This is a genomic window from uncultured Meiothermus sp., assembly GCF_937863175.1.
GTDB lineage: Bacteria > Deinococcota > Deinococci > Deinococcales > Thermaceae > Meiothermus.
The window spans coordinates 1-5,587 of record NZ_CALMCQ010000059.1 but is presented as its reverse complement, the minus strand read 5'-3'; the positions used below and the strand labels follow the sequence as shown (position 1 = coordinate 5,587).

The window sequence follows — 5,587 nt, the reverse complement described above, 5'->3', positions numbered from 1 at the left end:
CTGACCCTCTAGGCAGCCGTCCAGCCGTTGGCCCTGAACTCCTCCAGTATGGGCTTGAAGTCCGGCCAGACCGGGCTCTCAGCGGGGTATGGCGGGCGCGGATAACCGGCCGGCAGGCCGATATGGCGCATGGCCTGCTTGAGCAGGACGGAGCCTCCCTGGGCCAGCACCCGGCCAAAAGGTTCCAGTTCGGCTTGCAGGTTCTGGGCCTCGGCTACCTTACCGGTCTGCCACAGTTCCAACATTAACTTGTAGGGCCTGGGAGCCAGATTGGAGACCGCCAGGATGCCGCCTTTGGCTCCGAGCCCCAGGGCCCCCAGAAAAGAGGGCCCATGGCCGGTATAAAGCTCGAGATCCAGTCTTTGCGAAACGTAGAAGGCCATGCGGGCCAGTTCCCCGCTGGAATCTTTGAGACCGCCGATACTGGGGTGCTTGGCCAGCTCGGCCACCACAGGCAGCGGCAGTTGGGCCTTGGTGTTGGCAGGGACATGGTAGAGCCAGACCTCGGCTCGGCCCAGGTCGGCAATTTCACTGAAGTAGCGCAACAAGCCTTCGTTGCCCAGACTGGCTTCATAGTAGCGGGGGGGTGTGACCAGCACCTTAGCACCGAGGCTTTGCGCTTCACTGAGGGCTATGGCGGCCTGGGCCAGGGTCTCTTCCATCAAACCCACCAGTACAGGCTTTTGGGGCGTCTGGATGGCCAGCCCCGCAGCCCGCTCCTCGCGGGTCAGATGGACGCCTTCGCCGTTGGAGCCATAAAACAAAAGACCATCCACATGCGGCTCGACGGCCTGGGCTAGATCACGGAAGGCTCCGGCGTCGAGGTTGCCCGTGCTGTCGAAGGGGGTAGGGAGCGGGGGGATAATCATAGTAAAGTTTCCTTTTGACAAACCCAGGTGATTGCATTGCAAAGTGGGGCGGTTGAGGACTGCGGGTACAACTCCAGTCGAGCACTTCTTTGTCACCTGTGGTTCGAAGCTGGGGTCGAAGGTCGCGATGCATACTTTACCGCGTATACGCTTTCTTCTCGGCGTGAACTTCTTTACCTTGGGCCACGGTATACCAGCCAGAACCACAGCAAAAGATGGAAACCCAGAGCAAGGCCAACCAGGAAGATTCCCCAGCCGTTGCCCAGATACCACAGCCATACCCCCCCCGCGAAGGCCAGTAACAAAATCATGCCCCAGCCCTGGCTATAGGTGGGGCTGCCAGGAAAAAACAGCTGTACCCCACGCCGCCAGGCCAGGTTGGCGGTAACCCCCTGGGGTCTGGGAAGGAAAAAGCACAACAGGTGGTAGAGGGTGAGCAGCAGGATGACGATCGCAATTACCCAGGCCCATAGCGGACTGGGCCAGATGGGGAGATCGCGCCAGACGGCAAGAAAATCTGTGGAAAGACCCTGTAAGCCACTCAGGCCCACGGTGGCGCTGATGATTCTTGGGGTTGGAACGGCCTCCCGTACCACCCCAGCGTCGCGGTAAACCGGGGTCCAGAAATCGCCGCCGATGCCCAGCGCTTCACGCACGGCGGCAGAGGAGGGAGCCCTTTGGTAGGCTTGCGCCAACGCCTCGGGGGTGCCGCGCCCCAACAGAACATAGATCCAGGGCGGGGCAGCCTCATAGAGCCGCTGGGCCTCGCTGGGGTTCTCTTTGGCCTGGGAGTACGCCAGGAGGCCCCGCAGAGGAGCCGCACTGGCAAAACTGCGCAGGGTTTCCTGCGCTGCACTCGAGCGCAGGGTTCCCCGCGTCAGGCTATCCTGGGCGATCAGAGCCTCGGAGCGGGCCATAAAGCCCCAGCCCAACAGGGCCAGCGCGGCCAGCAAAAATAAAAACAGCAACAGGGTGCGTTCACCGGCAGTGGTATAGGCCAGCATGCTGTGGCGCAGACGCAGCAGCGGATGACCGAGCCAGCCCGCCAGCCAGCCCCCACTGGGACGTACCCCACGCAACTGGGCGGGCAGATACATCAGGGTCAAATAAAGCAACATCAAGCCATAAAGCCCCAACAACACCCAGGTGGCAGCAGCCATATTGGCCGAGGTGAGGGGGTTTTGCCAGCCCGCAACCTGGCGCAAAGCCTCGCGGTAGCGCTGCCCCAGGTCGGGACGCCCCTGGGCCTCGAGCCAACCCACCTGCTCCCAGAGCATGGCTCTGGCTCCGGGCACCTGGGGCAGATACTTGAGGAAAAACTCCGACCAGACCAGGCTCTGGTCGAGGCCCTGGCTTCGTGCAGCCCGTATCTGGATCCGCCAGGGCTCGAGCCAGCGCATCACCCCCTGGCCCCAGGCCAGCTCGGGACGGTGGCTCCGTTGCAGCAAATCCCGCCCAGTGGCCGCGAGGTCGGCTGGGCTTACGCTTCCTGCCTCGCGGCTAAAGTAATACCAGTAAGGCCGATGGGTGGTCGGACTCTGGTCGAGTTCGGTAGCCCCGGAGGCCTCCAGGGTCTGAAAGTATTCGCGTATGACCGCCAGGTTTTCCCACCGGCCTTCGAAAGGCTTGCCAGCAAAAGCCTCCAGGCCCAGCCGTCGTCCATCCTCGAGCAGCACCGTCACCTCGGTATCGGTTTCCAGGGCCCGAACATCCCCCGGAGGGTAGTGTTGCGCCACCACCCGGGGAGTTTCCAGGTCTATCTCCAGCACCAGGGGGCCTCGTGCAATAAAAGCCCGCTGTCCCAGTAGCTTTGGGCCGATCCACTCACCTTTGAGCGGTAGCTTCCAGTTGCCCAGCACCAGCCCATCAGGCTGAAGAATGGGTGGCACGACCTCGGGCCGGGACGGTGCTATGGGCTGGGGGGCCGGAGAGGCTGGCCTCGGGGGGGCGGCCTGCACTCGAGTCTGCGCTTCCAGGGCTCGTTCCCCCACCTGAACACTGACCCTGTACACCCCCTCCGCAAGGGGGGTCCAGGCAGTGGCGATACTGCCATTGAAGGTCTCGAGGTCTACCTCGGTGGTGGTGGCATTGGACTCAATCTTGAGGGAGTACCGGCCTGGGGGAAAATCCGCCCCGCGAATTTCCACAGGCTGCCCGATCTGGGCCTCGGGAGGCACACTCAGGCTCTGGGCCAGCGTCACGCCAAACAGGAGAACTCCCGCCATCCATCGCATACAGCCATTTTATTCCACCCCCACGGGAGGCTGTAAACGCCAGTCCGTTAGAAACCTTAACCCAAGACCGAAAGCTCACGCTTGTTACTGGTGGAAGGGAAGATCCATCTCCATGGAGACGGCAGCTCTGAGCACACCTTCAAAACGCTTGTTGCCGCTAAAGTGACCTATTTCCTCGAGTTCACCCGCCCCTTCATCTCCCCGATCAACTCCCCAACCGAGAGCGTCCGCTGCTCCTTCACGTGACGCTCACGCACATTCACCGCGCCCGCCTCGGCCTCTTTGTCGCCCAAAACCAGAACCAGGGGAATTTTCTGGAGCTCGGCGTCGCGGATTTTGGCGTTCATGCGCTCGGGGCGGCTGTCTACCTCGGCCCGCAGCTTGTTTTTGCGCATCTCGGCGGCCACCTGGTTAGCGTATTCCAGGTGCCGGTCTGAAATGGGCACAATTACGGCCTGGATGGGCGAGAGCCACAGGGGGAAGTCGCCGGCGGTGTGTTCTAGGTAAAACGCAAAAAAGCGATCAAAGCTGCCCATGATGGCCCGGTGGATACAGACCGGGGTCTCTTTTTCGCCGCGCTCGTTGGTGAACTCGAGACCAAACCGCTCCGGCACGATAAAGTCGAGCTGGTTGGTAGCGATGGTATCTTCCTTGCCCAGTACGCTCCGGATCTGCACGTCCAGCTTGGGGCCGTAGAAGGTGGCCTCGCCGATGCCCTCGACATACTTGGCCCCGGTTTGCTCGAGCGCGGCCCGGATGGCCGCGATGGCGTCGCGCCAGTTGTCGTTCTCCACACCGAACTTCTCGGGGTTGTGCTCGAAGTCGGGCAGCGAGAGGCGGAACCAGTAGTCGGAGATGCCAAAGTCGCGGTAGACCTCGTCAAAAAGCTGAATTACCTTGATGAACTCGTCGGTGACCTGCCTCCTGGAGCAGTAGATGTGCGCGTCGTTCTGGGTGAAGCCACGCGCCCGGGTCAGGCCGGTCAGGGTGCCCGAAAGCTCGAAGCGGTACAGGGTGCCAAACTCGCAGAGGCGCAGCGGCAGGTCGCGGTAGCTCTTGGGCCGCGCTTTATAGATCAGGTGGTGGTGCGGGCAGTTCATCGGCTTGAGGTAGTACTCCTCGCCCTCGATCTCGATAGGGGCGTACATGTCCTCGGCGTAGTAGGGGAGGTGTCCGGAAGTGTAGTAGAGCCGGGCGTTGGCGATGTGCGGGGTGTAGACGTACTGGTAGCCGTGCTCCTGTTCTTTTTCGTACATGTAGTTTTCCAGCTGCCGCCGGATGAAAGCCCCGCGCGGCAGCCAGAGCGGCAGCCCCTTGCCCACCTCCTCGGCGATGGTAAACAGGTCGAGCTCGGCCCCTAGCTTGCGGTGGTCGCGGCGTCTGGCCTCTTCCTGCTGCCAGAGGTAGTTGTCCAGCTCTTCTCTGCTGCGAAAAGCAATGCCATAGATGCGCTGGAGCATGGGCCGGGAAGAGTCGCCCCGCCAGTAGGCTCCGGCGAGGCTGGTCAGCTTGAAGTGGGGCGGGATGCGGCCGGTGCTGGGCAGGTGCGGCCCCCGGCAGAGGTCGGTGAAGCCGAAGCGCTCGTCGCCCTGCTGGTAGAAGCTGATCTCCTCGCCCACTGGCAAGTCCTGAATCAGCTCGGTCTTGTAGGGATCAAGGCCCTCAAAGCGACGGAGGGCCTCCTCGCGGCTTAGCACAAAGCGCTTCAGGGGCAGGTTGGCGGCCACAATCTGGCGCATTTTTTCTTCGACCAGCGGCAGGTCTTCCTCGCGGATCGGCTCGGGAGCGTCAATATCGTAATAAAAGCCGTTTTCGATCACCGGGCCGATGGCCAGCCTGACCTGTTCGGGAGCAAAACCCCGCTCGGTATACAGCTCGCGCACCGCCTGGGCCATTACGTGGGCCAGGGTGTGGCGGAAGAGCTGCGCATACTCTGGGTCTTTTTCGGTCAGGATACGCAGCTCGGCGCCGTCGGGCAGCGGCCTGAGCAGGTCGTAAAGCTCGCCGTTGGCAATAGCGCCGATAGCGGCTTTGGCCAGGCCAGGGCCAATGGCTCTGGCGGCATCGGCTGCCGTAGCCCCTGGCGTTAGCTCGAGGTTTCGTCCGTCGGGAAGCACTGCGTTCATAAGTCACCTCAATAAAAATCCCGGCCCTTCAACCCAGGGCCGGGAGAACCTCCATCGCCGTAAGCTAGAAGTTCCCCCCAGGTCTAGTAGTCTTCCGGGCCCACATCTTGCTTAGAAGTGTACGCCTGCGCGGTATGGGAGTCAAATCGCGCAGCCTCGCCGAGGGCTATATGGCCTCGAGGCGGCTCACGAGAGGGGTGGCTCGAGGGAAAGTCTCCCTGAATCCATAGGCTGCGATAAGACTGAACCGGGTATAACTTTTTTGGCGGTATACCCGCAAAATCGCGAACCCAATCGGGGTGTCTGGTGGTAGCACATTACTGGCGTAATACTATACTAAGTATATATCAGAGCAATT

At 61.8% G+C, this 5,587-nt stretch carries 3 protein-coding genes; all 3 read right to left on the bottom strand.

Going from position 1 to position 5,587, the window contains the following annotated elements; all coding sequences use genetic code 11:
• Positions 1 to 8: 8 nt before the first annotated feature.
• The 3 genes from Q0288_RS02460 to thrS all read right to left on the bottom strand — a co-directional run bounded on the left by Q0288_RS02460 (position 9) and on the right by thrS (position 5,229).
• Positions 9 to 869, bottom strand: coding sequence for a dihydrodipicolinate synthase family protein (locus tag Q0288_RS02460; protein WP_299426664.1), 861 nt, complete (start codon positions 867 to 869; stop codon positions 9 to 11).
• A 173-nt stretch (positions 870 to 1,042) separates the two neighbouring features.
• Positions 1,043 to 3,103, bottom strand: coding sequence for a hypothetical protein (locus Q0288_RS02455; protein WP_299426661.1), 2,061 nt, complete (start codon positions 3,101 to 3,103; stop codon positions 1,043 to 1,045).
• A gap of 167 nt (positions 3,104 to 3,270) precedes the next feature.
• Positions 3,271 to 5,229: a threonine--tRNA ligase gene (thrS, locus tag Q0288_RS02450; protein ID WP_299426658.1), complete on the bottom strand. Its 1,959-nt coding sequence runs from the start codon at positions 5,227 to 5,229 to the stop codon at positions 3,271 to 3,273.
• Positions 5,230 to 5,587: the final 358 nt, after the last annotated feature.